Here is a 15,553-nt window from a genome sequence, read left to right as displayed (position 1 = left end):
CCGAGAGTGGCAAGGATGCGAAGGATGGAGACATGCTTCCCCATTCCTCTGCGTCTTGGCGTTTTACCCGTTGTGCGCTTTGCACCCTTTGCGGCGAGGTGATCGCTCTCACCCCACCACTCCCTCGGTCACTTTGAGGAAGATCTCTTCCAGATTGCTGGTTTGGGCGGCAAAATGGACAATCTCGACCTGATGGCTCACCAGTCGGGCCAGCAGGGCGCTGACCGCATGATCATCGCCGTCAATGTCCACCTCAATCCGCGCCGGACCATCGTCGTTGAGCACCCGCACTGCCAGCACGTGTTCGGCAGCAGTGGCTACCTCAGCCGCCGCCTTCGCATCGCTGATCACATGCGCCACAAAGGTGCGGTGCGGGCGCAACGAACGCATAATCGTCTCGACATCACCCGATGCTAGCAACGTGCCGCGCTCGATAATGCCGATATGGGTACACATCTCGGCCAGCTCGGTGAGGATGTGTGAGCTAATCATAATCGTCTTGCCCAACTGGCGCAACTCGCGCAACAGTTCGCGCAATTCCACCCGCGCGCGCGGGTCGAGCCCGCTGGCCGGTTCATCCAAAATCAGCAATTGCGGGTCGTGGATGAGCGTGCGGGCCAGACTAAGCCGCTGTTTCATGCCGCGCGACAGCGACATCACATCGCTATCCCGCTTGTGGCCGAGATCAACCAGCGCCAGCAGATCGTTGATGAGGGCGGGCCGGCGGGCCGGCGGCACATGGTAAGCGGCGGCAAAGAAGTCAAGGTACTCGGCAGCGGTCATGTTGTTGTAGAAGCCGAACGAGTCGGGCATAAACCCCACTGCGCGCCGCACGTCGGCGCGTTGATGCGTAACCGACAACCCCGCCACCCATGCTTCACCGCCTGATGGGCGCAGCAGTGTCGTCAAAATCCGCATAGTGGTCGTCTTGCCGGCGCCATTCGGGCCAATAAACCCGTACACTGCTCCCGCCGGAATCTGCAAGTTCAAATGGTTGAGGGCCAGATGCTCGCCGTAGTAACGGGTCAGGTTTTTCGTTTCGACGATAGCGGTCATAAGTGATTCCAATGCGCTAACGCAGCGCAATGATATACAACGTTTCGCCACGGGCGGCCGCCGGTGTTCCATTGATCTGCACCACCGGCGCCGCCTGATCGCTCCACCCGATCACGTAGATGTCATCACCGGGTAGCGTCGGGCCGTTCATGAACGGGTCGAAGCGATTCGACACGTACCAAAACAAGTTTTCCAGCACAAAGGTATGGCTAAACAGACTGCCTTCCTCAATGGGCATGAAATCACGCAGAAAGTTATCGCTGTCAGTACTCAGATCGATCTCGACTTCGGCGCCGGGTGCTAGGGATCCGATCCACTGCATATCATTCTTGTATACCACCATTGCATCGCGTAAAGGAATGGAACCGGCGTTGGTGAGGGTTCCGCGCCAGCGCTGGCCATTCAGCGCGATTTGATGGCGGATTTGCGCGGAGCTGGTCGTGATCTGTTCGACGATCAAGGTGCGGAAGGCCGCCGCATCGAGCAAGAGGTCGGGCATAGCGAGGCCGGCATCACTATGTTCGATCACGAGTCGTTCGTCCATCTGCAATGGCGCGACGAGAGCTGAATCGGCAAAGCTCAGGGTATAGCTTTGCCGTTGCGGCGCAAAGATGCCGGTAAAGGTCGTGACGGTCGCTTCGCCGCCGCTAGCGACACTTTGCACGATCGCCAATTGCAGCACTTGGGTTTGCGTGCCGCGCAGCGCAAAACTCATCCCGTATGATCCAGCCAGAAAGATGACAATAAGGAGCGGTGTTGTCACCCATGCCCATTCTAACCGGCGCAACCGGCGCAGGGCGAGGAAGTTGGCTGGCCCGATCACGATGATATACACGCCGATCAAGACCAGTAATGCTATCGTGGATGGAAGCGGGAAGAGGCTGGTGTTTAAGCTGCTTTGCAGCAGGTCATTAAAGCCGAAGCGGAAATTAGCGCCGATGTCGAGATCGAGCTGTGGTTGCAGGTTGAGCACCCTTGCCCACACATCGCTCTCTCCCGGCCAAGCCCGTAGTGCAGCGAGATCAAACGCGGCGAAGATGATCTTGCCGGCGCCGAATGTTGTTTGGCTGATCAAGCCATCGTTGGTCAGCGCCTGCGCATTGGGCCGGAGCGTCACCGTCTGAGCGGTCAGCGACGGCACAAAATTGCTGAGCCCGCTCAGGTTCGCTAGCCGTTCCAATTCGCTGACCGGCGCAGCGCGGCGCAGCGGCCCCACGGTGACCGGCAAGACATCAGCAAACGCACGGATCGCCGTCTCGCCAATGGCGCCGCCGCCGATCAACAACGTGCCTCCTTGTTGCACCCAGAGGAGTAGTGATTCGCGTTGGGCTGGACGCAAGTCGCTCGTCAATTCGCGCACCGCAATTGCGTCGAACGCGCTCAGCAAGAGGGGCTGATCGGCCAGCGCCGCCGGATCGAGCGGCAACATCACCGCTCGCATCCCAGCGGCGAAATCGGCGGTCGCCAAGCTGCTCAGCACCGATGGATCCGCGCTAAGGAGGCCGATAGCAAACTGATCGTTATTCAGTTGGTTGAGGTTGATCCGTTGTCGGAAGATCTCCTGTCCATCAGCAGTGGCGACGAGCTGTGCTGATCGGCCCGACTGTACTACTGGGAAGGTGACCTGCTTGCGCGCGCCGCCGGGCAAGTCAAGCGCATACCGTTGGCTCAGGACGGCATTGTTCAGATCGCGCCATTCGAGCATCACCCGGCGATCAGGCCCATCATTGGCGAATGTGACGAGTACTGGAAACCAATAATTTGAGCGAAACGCCCCTTCGCCATCCAAGCCAGCTTTGACCGTCACTGTAATTGGTGACGGCGGTTGGGCAGCAACGGGGAACGGCGCTACCAACAGCGCCAACAGCAGGATCAAACGAAGATATCGGATCATGCAGACTTCTGCTCCTCGGTAGCGCGCGGTTGCTGATTGTCGTGGCTTGGTGGCGTCCCATTCCCTTGCAGTGGGAGCAGTTCGACTGTTGCGGCCGATTGGCCGGCAGAAGCGGGTGCTGTCTCATTGCCCTGTGGTAAGAGCAATTTAGTTGTAGCATCTGGTGCTGGTTCAATATGCGTAGCGCCATTGGGCTGCGCAGGGAGAATTTCGTTGTGCCGTTGTTGGGCCAGATGATAGTGACGCAACAGTTCGAGCATATCATTTAGCGAGCGCTCTTTTTCGGCACGCTTGAACATCACGTAGTAATCATTAATCTTGGTGACGACGTCGCGTGGGTTGGGCACGTGCGTAAAGGTAAATTTACCGCCGCTGCCTGCTGTTTCAACCACGACGTTGCCGTAGCCGAGCAAGTTGCTGATAAACGTTGTCTCGAACGAGACATTGGTAATCGCGCCGAGACTGGCGGCGCGCCGATCTTCCGGGCCAATCGGTTTCTTCTCTACGTCAATGATGTTGGTGGGGGTGAGAATGTACACATCGTTACGATAATCCTCCACTTCCCACGCTGACCATGCTAGAAATGCGAGTACGAGAGCAATACTCAGCACCGTCAGCCACACCGGTGGCAACAACCCCCAACTCCCCAGCAACACGATCAGGATCCAGCCCACGAAGAGCATCACCAAGGGCGGAAAGACGCCTTGCAACAAAAACAGCCAATGCTGGCGCCAGATAATTGTCTCTTTTTCCGCTTGCACTTCCGGGTTCGGCGGCAAGAGCCAGCTCAACCATTCCAAGATTGGCCGCGTTTCCGGCAGCGGGCGCTTCACCTTGGGCGGCGGTTCGTTATACACCCGCGTCTCGATCATCTTCTCTAAATCGGTTTCGCTCCGTTTACGCCGGTTTTCATTCACCTGCGTCATAATCCGGCGCTGCATCTCTTTCGGGTTGCGCGCGCCGTGAAACACGATGTTGCCGCCGATCCGGGCCGATTTTACTTCGATCGTGCCGTATTTGAGCCAGTGTTGCGGGTAAGTCTTGGTCGCCGCCTGCACGTCTTGGATTTCATCAATAAAAATCTGTTGTTGGACGCGCTGTTCGAGCAATTTGGGGATGAAGACCTGATCGTTATCATACACCACGCGGCGGTTGGTGAGGATCAGCTCGTCGTTGAGCCAATCGTAGACGACGAAGAAGATCGAGAAGAGGCTGATCGTCGCTAACCCGATCAGCAGCAGGTTGAGCGGGTCGAAGGCTTGACCGAAAAAGCGACCGGGATCGATAAAGAAGATGCGGCCACCGTTGTAGCGGAAATAGATCAAGGCGAGCACGGCCAGATTAGCTGCCAGCAGCACCCGACCCGGATTGGGATCTTTGCCGCCGCGCACCCACAACGCTACCCAGAAGAGCATCAACACCGCTTCGATCAAGACCAGAATGATGTTGAAGAGGTCGAAGCCGGTTGGCTCGCCGGTTTCGGTGACGAGAAAGCCGCCGCCGATCGCGCGGTAGATCGCAATGCCGCCAAACAAGCTAATTCCCAACAACGGGATAATCAGACGTGACAGGAGAATCACCCAATGCCGGCCCGTCACGTAGAGAATCTGCTCATTTTCCGCCAGATCGAGGGCGGCATCGGCATCTTCATACAAAAGCTGGTCGATGAGCTTGCCGAGCTTCACGGCGTTATCCCCTTCTGCAACCCGCAGCGGGGCGAGTGCTTAATGCCCGCTCTCCAGCGCCTGTTCGCCATGCACAAACTGGCGCAGCACCCATGCCACCTCTTCATCGGGCGATAACCCGTCGTTCACCAACACAATCGCATCGGCAGCCGGTTGCGACACGTGCGCATCGAGCGCGTCACGTTCGGCCAAGGCTGCGGCAATCTGATCGAGCGGCAGCTCGATATTGCGGCGGCGCAGATCGGCCAAGCGCCGGCGGGCCCGTTCGGCCAGCGACGCCTGTAAGTAAATCTTGAGGTCAGCGTCAGGCATAACCACCGTGCCGATGTCGCGCCCGACCATCACCACCCGCCCACGGTGGCCAATGATCTGTTGTTGGCGCACCATCTCGCGCCGCACCGCTGGGAAGCGGGCCGTGTGCGAGACGATCCGTTCGACTTCCGGTGTCCGAATCGCCCACGTTACGTCCTCGCCATCAATCAGCACCGTGTATTGTCTCCCGTCAGCGACGGTGGGCGGGATCACATCAATGACCAGCCGGTGCGCCAATTCCGTCAGCGCCGTTTCGTCATCAGGGTCGATGCCGGCGCGCAGGGCGGCCAACGCCAATGCGCGATACATCACGCCGGTATCGAAATACAGATAGCCGAGCGCATTAGCCAACAATGCGCCGAGCGTGCTCTTGCCTGCGGCTGAGGGACCGTCGATTGCGATGGTTTGTGGTACACGCATGGCTTCATTGTAGCATGTTTGCAGTGATTGCGGCTACTCCCACTCGATCGTTGCCGGCGGTTTGGAAGAAATATCGTACACGACCCGATTCACGCCTTCGACCTCATTGACGATCCGGCTGCTGACATGGGCCAGCAGTTCGTATGGCAAGCGCGCCCAATCCGCCGTCATATAGTCTTCGGTCGTGATGGCCCGCAGTGCAATCGTCACCCCGTAAGTGCGGCCATCCCCCATGACACCGACGCTCTGCACCGGCAGCAGCACGGCGAACGCTTGCTGGGTGGCGCGATAATAGCCGCTCGCGCGCATCTCATCAAGGAAAATCTTGTCGGCTTGGCGCAAGGTCTCCAACCGTTCCCACGTCACTGCGCCGATAATCCGCACCGCCAAGCCGGGGCCGGGGAAGGGGTGCCGCCAGACCCACTCTTCGGGCAGGCCGAGCTGTAAGCCGGCGGCGCGCACTTCGTCCTTAAACAGGTAGCGCAGCGGTTCGACCAGTTTCAACTGCATATCGGCTGGCAACCCACCGACATTGTGGTGGGTCTTGATCTTGGCCGCCTTGGGCCGATCAGGCGCGGTTGACTCGATCACGTCGGGGTAGAGGGTGCCTTGGGCGAGAAACTCGACCCCTTCCAGCGCGCGCGCTTCGCGCTCGAAGATGCGGATAAACTTCTCGCCGATGATCTTGCGCTTCTGTTCGGGATCGACGACCCCCTCCAGCGCAGCCAGAAACTCTTCGCGGGCATCGACCGCGATCAGCGGCACGTGGAAATGTTCGCGGAAGGTGCTAATCACCTGCCCGGCTTCACCGGCGCGCAAAAGACCGTTATCAACGAACACGCAGGTCAACCGGTCGCCGATGGCGCGATGGATGATCAGGGCCGCCACCGCCGAATCGACCCCGCCAGAGAGGGCGCAGATCACGCGCCCGTGCGGGCCGACCTGTTCGCGTACCCGCTCGACCGCTTCGGCCACGAAACTGCCCGGCTGCCATTCGGGTTGGGCACCGCACAGTTTGGCAAAGTTGGTCAGCAACGTCCGCCCATACACCGTATGCACCACTTCAGGATGGAATTGGACGCCATACCATCGTCGTTGATCGTCAGCGATCGCGGCAAACGGCGTTGCCGGGTTCGCGGCGATCGGGCTAAACCCGGCGGGCAACTGCTCGATCCGGTCGCCGTGGCTCATCCAGACCGGCTGCTCGGTGGGAGTATCGGCGAAGAGCGGGTGCGGTTGGGTGACGGTAATCATCGCCGGGCCGTACTCGCGCCCGGCTGGCCGATTGACGACCCCGCCGAGGGTATGGCTGATCAACTGCATGCCGTAGCAGATACCAAAGACTGGCAGCTTGCTTTCAGCCAGCCACGCCGGCAAGGTCGGCGCACCCGGTTCGTAGACGCTGGCCGGCCCGCCGCTCAACACGATCCCAACTGGGTTAAGGGCGCGCACCTGCGCTTTAGGCGCATCGTGCGGCAACAATTCGCTGTAATAGCCCAATTCACGCAGCCGGCGCACGATTAATTGCGCCGTCTGCGAACCAAAATCAAGCACGGGTATGCTATGTGTGGTCATGGTATGCCTTATGCTGGTAGCGCGTGATTGGTGATGATCGATCTATATCAATATACGAAAGGGCGCAGGTCGCTGCGCCCCTCTCGCGTCGCTATCGGCATTATAACAAACTTTTTTCTTAGCCGGTTGAGACGAGGCGCAGGCGCGTATGGAGCGCCGGGGCAGGGGTTGCAATTGGTTCGCCGACGGCGCGTGCCCCTTCTTGAGCAAGCTCGGCAAAAATGGTCGTATCGACAACCGAATTGTCGCCGCCGTATGGGTTTGGCGCATACCCGTCCGCGTTCCAGTCGTTATGCCATTCGTTGTCATTAATCAAATAGCGGTACTGGTAGGTGCGGCCAGCTTCGAGGTCGAGCGTGATCATCCAGCCGTGTTCAGTGGCACGCAACGGGGTAGCGCGGCGATCCCAACCATTAAAATCGCCGACGAGGTAGATGGTGTCGGCCCACAATGCTGAGGGCAATGAAAAAGTAACGCGCACTTTGCCGACAGGGCCGAGACGTTTCGTGATCATGGCCAAACTCCTTTGTCGGGCCGTTGGTCTGACAACATTGTCACAGTTTGATTGCCATTATAGCATGGCTGTTGCGGTGAGTCGAGGGGAAGAATACTCGTCGAATGCCAACCATCGCTTGCCGGCTAAGCGAAGGAATGCTGGCTCGCTCAGTGATTTGCGGTAGATGGCAGTTCAGCGATGACAGTCTGGTTGCACCATATCAGCACACAACGCTGATGCGCAACATCCCAGTAGATGGCAGTTCAGCGATGACAGTCTGGTTGCACCCGTTTTGTTTAGCCTGATAGAGCGCCAAATCGGCGCGTTGCACCAGTTGTTCGAGCGTCTCGCCGGGGGTATACGCGCTGATGCCGGCGCTAAACTTGATGGCTAGATGTTCGTTGGGAACAGCAATCGGAGTGATAAGCGTCTTGTTCCGGATGCGCTCGACCAGTTGCCGGGCCTGTTGCTGGTTAGTTGCTGGCAACAGCCAAATGAACTCTTCGCCGCCCCAGCGGGCAAAGATGTCTTGAGCACGCTTTTCCGCCGTCCAAACCGCTGCAAAGCACACTAACGCTTTGTCGCCGGTGTGATGGCCGAACCGGTCGTTGATCGCTTTAAAATGATCAATATCGATCAAAACCAGCGCCAGATCGTGCTCATAGCAATGCGCACGTGCGAGTTCGATAGTAGCCAGCCGCACAAATTCGCGCCGGTTGTACACCCCTGTCAGGGTGTCGTAATTGGCTAAATACTGCAATTGGACTTGTAGACGCTTGAAGTCGGTGATCTCGCGCCATACGATTAAACGTCCGATTAGGCGCTGGCGGCGATCGTAAATCTAGGTCACGTTCAGGTCGAGCACGCACCCTGTTCGCTCGAGCGCGATTTCGAGTCGCTGGTCGTGATCGAGCGAAAGCTGTTGCAATGAGGCCGGTAATTGATCGTGCAGTTGGTTGAGCGAGTCGCCGATCTCGGCGTGCGGCAACCATAGCTTCCCCGCTGGGTTGATGTCAACGATCCGGTTGTTGGCATCGAGCACTAATACGCCATCTTTCATCTGCTCGATCAACAAACTGCGCGCTATCGGTACAACATCAAACAGGCGGTAGCGGAAGAGCGCATACGCAAAGAGGATACTCGCGATTGAGAAGGCGAAGGGCGTGCTATCGGCTCCCGGCAGCGGATTGAGACTGGCGACGAAGATGATGCTGTTGGCCCACGCGATGGCAAAGCTCAGCAAGACAATCAGAATCTGTTTGCGGAAGACGCCGTTGGCCCGCGCATAACCGGTGACCAGAATGATCAGACTGAGCAATAAGAGGAGGTACGATATAGATGACATTGCTCCAGAACAATATGCCGCCGCGTAAAATCACGCCTTGATAATTGGCGCGCAACCCGGCAAAAAAGAGGTTGTGCCACGGGTCAGTCCATGAATGCCAGCAAGGTAACGGTTGACTCAATCGCCATAACGAGAAAGAAGGGCCAGCGCAGCAGCCGCGAGGTTTCGAACAGGTCGCTGATCTGCATCGCAAAGATGAGGACGAGGGTTGGTGCGCTGACGACGCCAAGAAGGTAGGTCACATCAACCCAGAATTGGTCATTGGGCGCCGGCGCGTCAATCCAATACAATGCATAGGTGATGTCCCACCAACTCAGCGCCACAAGGAGCAATCCCAGCGCGATCGCTCCCGGCGATTGGCGTAGGAACAGGAAAATCTGTAAAGCCAAGATCAGGCACATCAACCCGATCACAAACAGCGCTGAGCCATACCAGAACACCGGTGGGTTAGGGCGAAACGCTCCGGCACGGGCTGGCTCCTTTACGCCGATAGTTGGGGATACGTCATTATTGGGAGCGCTGAGGCAACGTGACTTGTCGGATACGTGGCCTCTATCATACCGCAGCTTGGATGGATGTGGGGGATGAACTGATGCACGCGGGATGGAGGACCTGTACATGTGGAGTGCGGCAGTGATACTGCCGCACTCTATGCGATGTCGCTGTGATAACGGTAACGCTTAGGCTAGATACACCGGCGGAAGGGTGGATGCGGTAGTTTGACTGCCGCACACCATACGATGGCGCTCACGCTGGATACACTGGCGTACACCAGTGGCGGTACGCGCCGATCCGCCCGCGCACCACGTCGGCGTACAAATTGACCAGCATTGTGCCAATGGGGCCGATCGCGCCGGCGCCGATCGGGCGGCGGTCGATCTCGATAATTGGCTTGATCTCGGCTCCGGTGCCGCAGAAGAAGGCTTCATCGGCGACGTAGAGTTCGGTGCGGTCGATTGGTGCTTCCCGCACTGGAATGCCTAACTGGTTCCGGGCCAGTTCCATCACCACCTGCCGGGTGATGCCTTCGAGGATGTCGCCGCTGGTCGGCGGCGTAATCAGCACGCCATTGCGGACGATGAACAAGTTGGCTGCCGATGCCTCGGCCACGTGGCCGTCGTTGCTCAGCACGATCGCTTCGTCGTAGCCATTGAGCAGCGCCTCGCTTTTAGCCAGCGCCGAATTGAGGTACGAGCCGCAAGCTTTGGCCCGCGAAGGAATAATGTTGTCATCGATCCGCCGCCACGACGAGATGCATGCTTTGATTGCCGAGCCGGCCAGATATTGGCCGAAGCCGACCGCGAACATCGTGAAGCTGTCAGTCAGATTGTGCATCTGCACCGCAATCGCCGGATCGCTCTTGTAGAGCAAGGGCCGGATGTAGACATCTTCGCGGAACTCTTCGCGCCGCAGCAGATCAATGGTAATCTGGCACAGTTCATCAACACTGTACGGCAATTTCATCAACAAAATGCGCGCCGAGCGGTGCAGCCGCTCCATATGTTCGCGCAGACAGAAGACGTAGAGCTGCTGGAGATCAGGGTTCCAATAGCCACGAATGCCTTCAAAGCAGCCAGTACCGTAATTGAGTGCATTGGTCATCACGCTGACCTGCGCTTGCTCGATGGGCACAATCTCTCCGTTGAAAAAGGCGAAACGGTTGTTAGGCACGGTAGCGTTTCCTTTCTAGGACAGCATGGTGTGTTGCCTATTGTAAAAGATTCTGTGCTGATGCACGGCAGGCCGTGCGGCGGGATGGGTATCCACTGTTACCGCTGTTGCGCCCCAACCAGATGGGCAGTGGCGCGGCGTTGTTGCAGGTAATTGCCGAGGATCATCAGGCCAATGGCGCTGGTCAGTCCGATGTAGGCGAAGGCGATCCACGGTAGGGCCGGGGCTTGGAGGGCGTTGGCGAGGTCTAGCAGCAGGCCGCCGCTGAGGTTGCCCAACCCGCCGCCAACGGCTAAGGCCAGCGCGTTGACGCCAAAGTATGAACCGAGCGCACGCGGGTCGGCCAGCGCCGCCGTAACGCTCTGCTGTGCGGGGGTAGCAAGCAGCGTACCGACCGTGAAGACAACGACGCAGCCGATCAAGAACGGGAATGAGTCGGCTAGTGCTACTATGCCCAACCCCAACGCCATCAGGGCAATGCCAAGGATGAGAATGCTGAGCGGGCGCAGCCACCGTTCCATCAACCCAATCACCGGCAGTTGCAACGCCACCGTTATGCCGGCGTTGACGCCGTAGATCCAGCGTACCGCATCGGCGGCGTTGGCCAGCCGCTCGCCAGCCAGCGGCAAGCTGATGGTCAGTTGCACCCACATAAACCAGAAACCCATCAGCAGGGCTGTGAAAATGAGGAAGGGTCGGTCGCGCAACGCCAGCCCCAAGCCGAAGCCGAGGCGGCTGCGGTCGATGCCCGTTTCGATCGGGGGCAAGAGCAAACTCATCGCGCCGATCAGGGCGAAACAGGCTGCCGCAGCCAGCGCCACAGTGCTGAAGCCGAAATCGAGCAGCAGTGATCCCACAAAGGGGCCAATCACCATCCCCAACCCGCCGCCAACGCCGTTGATCGAAAAGGCCCGCGCCCGTTCATCCTCGGTGGTGAGGGCGGCGATTCCGGCCCGGCTCGGCGCTTCAAACAACGCGCCGCCCAACGCCGAGAGCAGCATGGCGAAAAACAGCAGCGGAGGCGTGGTAGCAAATGCAAGGCTGGCAAAGCCGGCGGCGCGCACTAAGACACCGGCAGTGATCAAGCCGCGCCCGCCAAACCGATCCGACAGCACCCCGCCGCCGACGCTGACCCCTTGCTGCACCAATTGGCGTAACGCCAGCGCCATCCCGACCGTTACCGCGGCAAAGCCGAGCGTTTGCACGTAATGCACCGACACCAGCGGGATGACCATGAAGAAGCCGGCATACATCATGAAGTTGATGACGATCAAGAGAATCAAGCCCCGGTAACGGGCGGCGCGCGAGAGGATCATGGCGTCCAACTTTCTGATCCGTCAACGAATCTCGGTATACAGTACCATAGCCGGTTGCGGTTTGCGATCAATCGTTAGTTGGATCGTGGCGATGCTTGCGTTCGGTTGAGTATGGAGTGCGGCAGTGATACTGCCTCATCGGGCGCGGGAGCAGAGGTGAGTAACGCAAAGACGCGAAAGCTTCTAACGCAAAGGCGCACAGATCGCAGAGGGCGCAAAGGTTTTTTGTCGCCTCGCCTCTCCAGCGCAGCAGGTGGAAGAGGTGGGGTAATCCCTTCAGCGCGGAGGTGACGCACACTTATGTCATTACGAGGAGGCGTAGCCCCCGAAGCAATCTCCTGCATCGGCGCGAACGAACACTGAGCGGGTTGCACCCGTGCGCGCAGGGGATTGCTTCGCCGCGCGTTGCGCGGCTCGCAATGACAGGCGGGGAGTGGGTTTTTGCTACCTCGCCTCCCTCTGCGTCCTCGGCGCTCTCTGCGGTAAAATGACCATCCTCCCTACGCCCCACTCCCTATTCCCTCCACACACACCACTGCGATCGGCCCGCTTGGCATCTGCGTCAACACCACCACCAACGCCCGGCGCCCTTTTCCGCTCAGTTGGCGCGCTAGCGCATCGGTGTCGAGCGGCGAACCGCGCTTCTTGACCGTCACCGGCCCGGCATCGAGGTCGCGCAGCAACGCGCGCAGCCGTTTGAGTTGGAACGGAATCCACGCCACCACCGGCCATGCGCGGGCGAATGGCGTCAGGCGATAGACCGGTGCGGTGAGGTAGGCAATATCGGGCGCTAGTTGGGCCGCGCCGAGTTCGGCAGCCAAGGCGGCCACCAAGCCGGCCCGAATCACCGCCGGGTCGGGTTCGTAGCAGAAGGCTAGCGGCTCACTCAACGGCGGCTGCAGTGCAGTAGCGTCCGCCATCGTCGCCGTTGCGCCATCGCTGCGCAACACCGTCGCTCGCCGGTTGGCCGTCGCCAACGGCCCACACCAAAGTACCGCTTCTTTCAGTTCACCATCCAGCGAAACAAACTCAACCTCGGCATCAACCGGCAGGTGGGCCAGTTCAGTCCCCGGCGCCAGTTTCACCGCCAGTGCCGCGGTCTGTTGCCGCCAACCCAGCACGTGACTGAGCGGCGGCTGGAACGACTCGGGATTGAACACGCGCCGGTCACCGGCGCGCCGGGCCGGATCGCAAAACAACGCCGGCGCTGGTGGCGGCGGTTCACGCAGCAGATCGCGTTCAAGGAACGTCACCCGTTCGCTTAACCCCAGCGCCGCAACATTCGCCTGCGCCAGCGCCAGCCGCACCGGGTCGTGATCAACGGCCATCACCTGCGCACCGGCAGCGGCCAGCGCAATCGTGTCGCCGCCGATGCCGCAGCCGAGATCAGCCACCAACCCAGTGCGCGCCAAGCGGGTGGCACGGTGGACCGCCACCGGCGCTGCTGATGCCTGTTCAAGCGCCTCGCGGGTAAAGAGCATACGATCGGCGTGGGGAAACTTCGCCGCTGCCTTGCGTCGCAACAGCGCCTGCTCAACTGCTGCCCGCGCCCGCTCGGCGGGCAGATGGCGGCGCAACCGGCTCAATTCAGCCAAAACATCACGCTCGCGCAGGTCGCGTCCGGCTAATTCGGCCAGCAGCGCAGCCCCTTCGGCTGAACACAGCCAGTTGATGAGGTCGAGATCCATAGCGTGATGGCGTTTATGCATTGCTTTCCCGCAACTTCTCGTGTTGCGCTGCGTAGTATATCCCAAACCTACGGTAAGCGCGGTACAATAAACAAGCGAGATCAAATGCTCTCTGGGGAGGTTTTGTGATGCGCAGGATTAGCTGGCTCATCCTTGTTGCGTTTGTGTTGGCGGCTTGTACCACTCCAACCAGCCAATCGCCAACCGCTACCGTCGCCCCGCCGCCTCCGGCGACGCCGGCCACCAATACCCCGGCCCCAGCGCCGAGCGAGCCGACGCCGGTTATCGGTGCATTGACGCCAGAAGCTGTGGCGGCTGGTATCCAACAGGCGCTCGATAGCTATATCGAAGCGTACAATACCAACAACGTCGAACTGCTCCGATCAGTCGTTGACCAGACCAACGCCCCTTTCCGGCGCTTGGTCGAAGAGCGCTTCAACACGTTTCAACAGTCGTCGTTCAGCGGTTCGCGGTTTAGCCGCATGCGCGTGATCGAAGTCAAGCAACGCGAACACGGCTTCTGGCAGGCGGCGATCGATGATGGCGGCTACCGGCGCGACATTCTCTTTCGCCAGATGGAGGATGGGCGCTGGGTGATGAGCGAGCCGACCGAAGAGCAGCTCGGCGCGAAGATCAAGATTGACAACGAGTATTTCACCCTCAATACCTACGAATGGTCGGCGGAGGTGAATGAGGTGATCGAGGATATGGTGTTGCGGGCGCGCCAGCAGGTGATCGATACCCTTGGCCGCACGCCCGAAAACAAGTTCAACGTCTACTTGCGCCCGATCTTCGGGATCACGCCGCCGGTCAATCCCAACTCGCTGGCGTGGTATTCAGCCGGTTCGCGCCCGCGTAACGACCGGGTTGATATTTTTGCCCCCTTCTCGTATGCCTTTGGCTTCTACGATCCGCAGGCTGGTTGGGAGGAGGATTTGTACGGCACGATTGTGCATGAGTTGACCCACTGGTCCTATACCCGCGCCTTTGCCCAAGAGTACCGGATTACCGACTGGATGAGTGAAGGATTGGCTGAGTATGTCTCGAACAATCCGCGCCGCAACGCGGTGAGCGCGGCGGTGCGTATGGGCCGGATCATTCCGCTGGTTGATCCGAACGGCGGCGTGCGCCCGCAAGATATGGATCACATGACGACGCTCGAAGTCGATCGGAGCCTTGCCTACGGGTTTGCCTACTCGTTGGTTGCCTATATCGTTGAGACGCAGGGCGGGCTTGATGGTTTCTGGCGTTTTGCCGCGGCGGTGCGCGATACGCCGGGTACCGGGATCGAGTTTTACGATAGGGCGTTGCAGAAGGCGTTTGGTATCACCTACGCCGAATTTGATGCCGGCTGGCGGCAGTGGTTGAAGGAAAATTATTGACCCAGCAGAAACGGACGGCTGTCCGTCTCCATGATGGCAAACAAACCGCAACATTACCCGCCAGCAGGGGCAGGGGGTGGTGGTAACGTCGTTTTGACCACCGAGGGCGCAGAGGCCGCGGCGGATGGGGGGGGCGCAAGCGCGCTTGGTTTCGTTCCAGCGAACCCTTGGCGGGTGCTCTCCCCCCCCCGTCCCTCAACCCCGCTAAAGGTGAGGAATAGCCACAAAAAGACACAAGAGGCGCGAAACAATCTTTGTAGCGTTTGCGACTTTGAGTAGCTCTTCCTCTGCCCCCTCACGCGGGGAAGTTGCGCGGTTTGCGGGAACGGTGTCGTAGAGCGAGATACAGCAGCGCCCCTCTCCCGCGCCAGTGGGAGAGGGGTTGGGGGTGATAGGCAGCTTTCCTGTTGTCATTGCTTCGGGCGCGTAGGGGCAGCGCGGCGCACTGCCCGCGCGCCCGAAGCAATCTCCTGCTTCGGCGGGAAGGATGCCTGCACGGACTGAATAGGCCTCCCCTCTCCCGCGTCAGTGGGAGAGGGGCTGGGGGTGAGGGCCTCTCCTTCCTCAGCGGGGGAGGGGTCGGGGCTTTCGGGGGTAGATTTCATCGGATCACCTCCTGCTACGAGAACCGGTGCTCGGTGGTCATCGGTGCGGACGGGTGATCCCGCGCGCGAGGGCGGGGTACGAGTGGAAGGTGAGTTTAAACGCAGAAT

13 protein-coding genes are annotated in these 15,553 nt (G+C 59.6%); 1 reads left to right on the top strand and 12 read right to left on the bottom strand.

Annotation, left to right across the window (positions count from 1 at the left end):
- Nucleotides 1-108: 108 nt before the first annotated feature.
- The 12 genes from U9R61_RS00915 to U9R61_RS00860 form a co-directional block, all read right to left on the bottom strand.
- The gene (locus U9R61_RS00915; RefSeq protein WP_322486946.1) at nt 109-1,056 is read right to left on the bottom strand and encodes an ABC transporter ATP-binding protein; all 948 of its coding nucleotides are present in this window, start codon (nt 1,054-1,056) and stop codon (nt 109-111) included.
- Nucleotides 1,057-1,072: 16 nt separating this feature from the next.
- Nucleotides 1,073-2,950 carry a hypothetical protein gene (locus U9R61_RS00910; RefSeq protein WP_322486945.1) on the bottom strand — a complete coding sequence of 626 codons (1,878 nt, stop codon included), beginning with the start codon at nt 2,948-2,950 and terminating at the stop codon, nt 1,073-1,075.
- The gene (locus U9R61_RS00905) at nt 2,947-4,635 is read right to left on the bottom strand and encodes a PH domain-containing protein (protein WP_322486944.1); all 1,689 of its coding nucleotides are present in this window, start codon (nt 4,633-4,635) and stop codon (nt 2,947-2,949) included. Before U9R61_RS00905 ends, U9R61_RS00910 begins: the two co-directional genes overlap by 4 nt.
- A gap of 39 nt (nt 4,636-4,674) precedes the next feature.
- Nucleotides 4,675-5,367 (bottom strand): (d)CMP kinase, encoded by a 693-nt coding sequence (gene cmk, locus U9R61_RS00900; protein ID WP_322486943.1) that lies wholly within the window; start codon nt 5,365-5,367, stop codon nt 4,675-4,677.
- Between the two features lie 33 nt (nt 5,368-5,400).
- Nucleotides 5,401-6,942, bottom strand: a complete 1,542-nt coding sequence (gene guaA, locus U9R61_RS00895; protein ID WP_322486942.1) for a glutamine-hydrolyzing GMP synthase — start codon at nt 6,940-6,942, stop codon at nt 5,401-5,403.
- A gap of 118 nt (nt 6,943-7,060) precedes the next feature.
- Nucleotides 7,061-7,456 carry an isoamylase early set domain-containing protein gene (locus U9R61_RS00890; protein ID WP_322486941.1) on the bottom strand — a complete coding sequence of 132 codons (396 nt, stop codon included), beginning with the start codon at nt 7,454-7,456 and terminating at the stop codon, nt 7,061-7,063.
- 202 nt (nt 7,457-7,658) lie between these two features.
- A complete protein-coding gene (locus U9R61_RS00885; RefSeq protein WP_322486940.1) occupies nt 7,659-8,198 on the bottom strand; it encodes a GGDEF domain-containing protein in 540 nt (179 codons plus the stop codon).
- A gap of 81 nt (nt 8,199-8,279) precedes the next feature.
- Complete coding sequence (locus U9R61_RS00880; RefSeq protein ID WP_322486939.1) at nt 8,280-8,783, bottom strand: histidine kinase N-terminal 7TM domain-containing protein; 504 nt, start codon at nt 8,781-8,783, stop codon at nt 8,280-8,282.
- A gap of 83 nt (nt 8,784-8,866) precedes the next feature.
- A complete protein-coding gene (locus tag U9R61_RS00875; RefSeq protein ID WP_322486938.1) occupies nt 8,867-9,403 on the bottom strand; it encodes a histidine kinase N-terminal 7TM domain-containing protein in 537 nt (178 codons plus the stop codon).
- 127 nt (nt 9,404-9,530) lie between these two features.
- On the bottom strand, nt 9,531-10,454 hold the full coding sequence (locus tag U9R61_RS00870) for a branched-chain amino acid transaminase (RefSeq protein WP_322486937.1): 924 nt from the start codon (nt 10,452-10,454) through the stop codon (nt 9,531-9,533).
- Nucleotides 10,455-10,552: 98 nt separating this feature from the next.
- Complete coding sequence (locus U9R61_RS00865; protein WP_322486947.1) at nt 10,553-11,770, bottom strand: MFS transporter; 1,218 nt, start codon at nt 11,768-11,770, stop codon at nt 10,553-10,555.
- A gap of 500 nt (nt 11,771-12,270) precedes the next feature.
- Nucleotides 12,271-13,458, bottom strand: coding sequence for a class I SAM-dependent methyltransferase (locus U9R61_RS00860; protein WP_322486936.1), 1,188 nt, complete (start codon nt 13,456-13,458; stop codon nt 12,271-12,273).
- Nucleotides 13,459-13,586: 128 nt separating this feature from the next.
- Here U9R61_RS00860 and U9R61_RS00855 point away from each other — a divergent pair, with 128 nt between their 5' ends.
- A complete protein-coding gene (locus U9R61_RS00855) occupies nt 13,587-14,840 on the top strand; it encodes a hypothetical protein (RefSeq protein ID WP_322486935.1) in 1,254 nt (417 codons plus the stop codon).
- The last annotated feature ends 713 nt before the right edge of the window (nt 14,841-15,553 follow it).

It is taken from the genome of Chloroflexus sp., assembly GCF_034431535.1.
In the GTDB taxonomy this organism is placed as follows: Bacteria; Chloroflexota; Chloroflexia; order Chloroflexales; family Chloroflexaceae; genus Chloroflexus.
Note: the sequence above shows the minus strand (reverse complement) of the source record. Positions and strands in the feature narration are given on the sequence as shown.

Coding starts and splice junctions, on each gene's coding strand:
- cmk (WP_322486943.1), bottom strand. CDS start 5,367: ATGCGTGTACCACAAACCATCGCAATCGACGGTCCCTCAGCCGCAGGC.
- U9R61_RS00855 (WP_322486935.1), top strand. CDS start 13,587: ATGCGCAGGATTAGCTGGCTCATCCTTGTTGCGTTTGTGTTGGCGGCT.
- U9R61_RS00915 (WP_322486946.1), bottom strand. CDS start 1,056: ATGACCGCTATCGTCGAAACGAAAAACCTGACCCGTTACTACGGCGAG.
- U9R61_RS00890 (WP_322486941.1), bottom strand. CDS start 7,456: ATGATCACGAAACGTCTCGGCCCTGTCGGCAAAGTGCGCGTTACTTTT.
- U9R61_RS00875 (WP_322486938.1), bottom strand. CDS start 9,403: ATGTACAGGTCCTCCATCCCGCGTGCATCAGTTCATCCCCCACATCCA.
- U9R61_RS00865 (WP_322486947.1), bottom strand. CDS start 11,770: ATGATCCTCTCGCGCGCCGCCCGTTACCGGGGCTTGATTCTCTTGATC.
- U9R61_RS00860 (WP_322486936.1), bottom strand. CDS start 13,458: ATGGATCTCGACCTCATCAACTGGCTGTGTTCAGCCGAAGGGGCTGCG.
- U9R61_RS00910 (WP_322486945.1), bottom strand. CDS start 2,950: ATGATCCGATATCTTCGTTTGATCCTGCTGTTGGCGCTGTTGGTAGCG.
- U9R61_RS00880 (WP_322486939.1), bottom strand. CDS start 8,783: ATGTCATCTATATCGTACCTCCTCTTATTGCTCAGTCTGATCATTCTG.
- guaA (WP_322486942.1), bottom strand. CDS start 6,942: ATGACCACACATAGCATACCCGTGCTTGATTTTGGTTCGCAGACGGCG.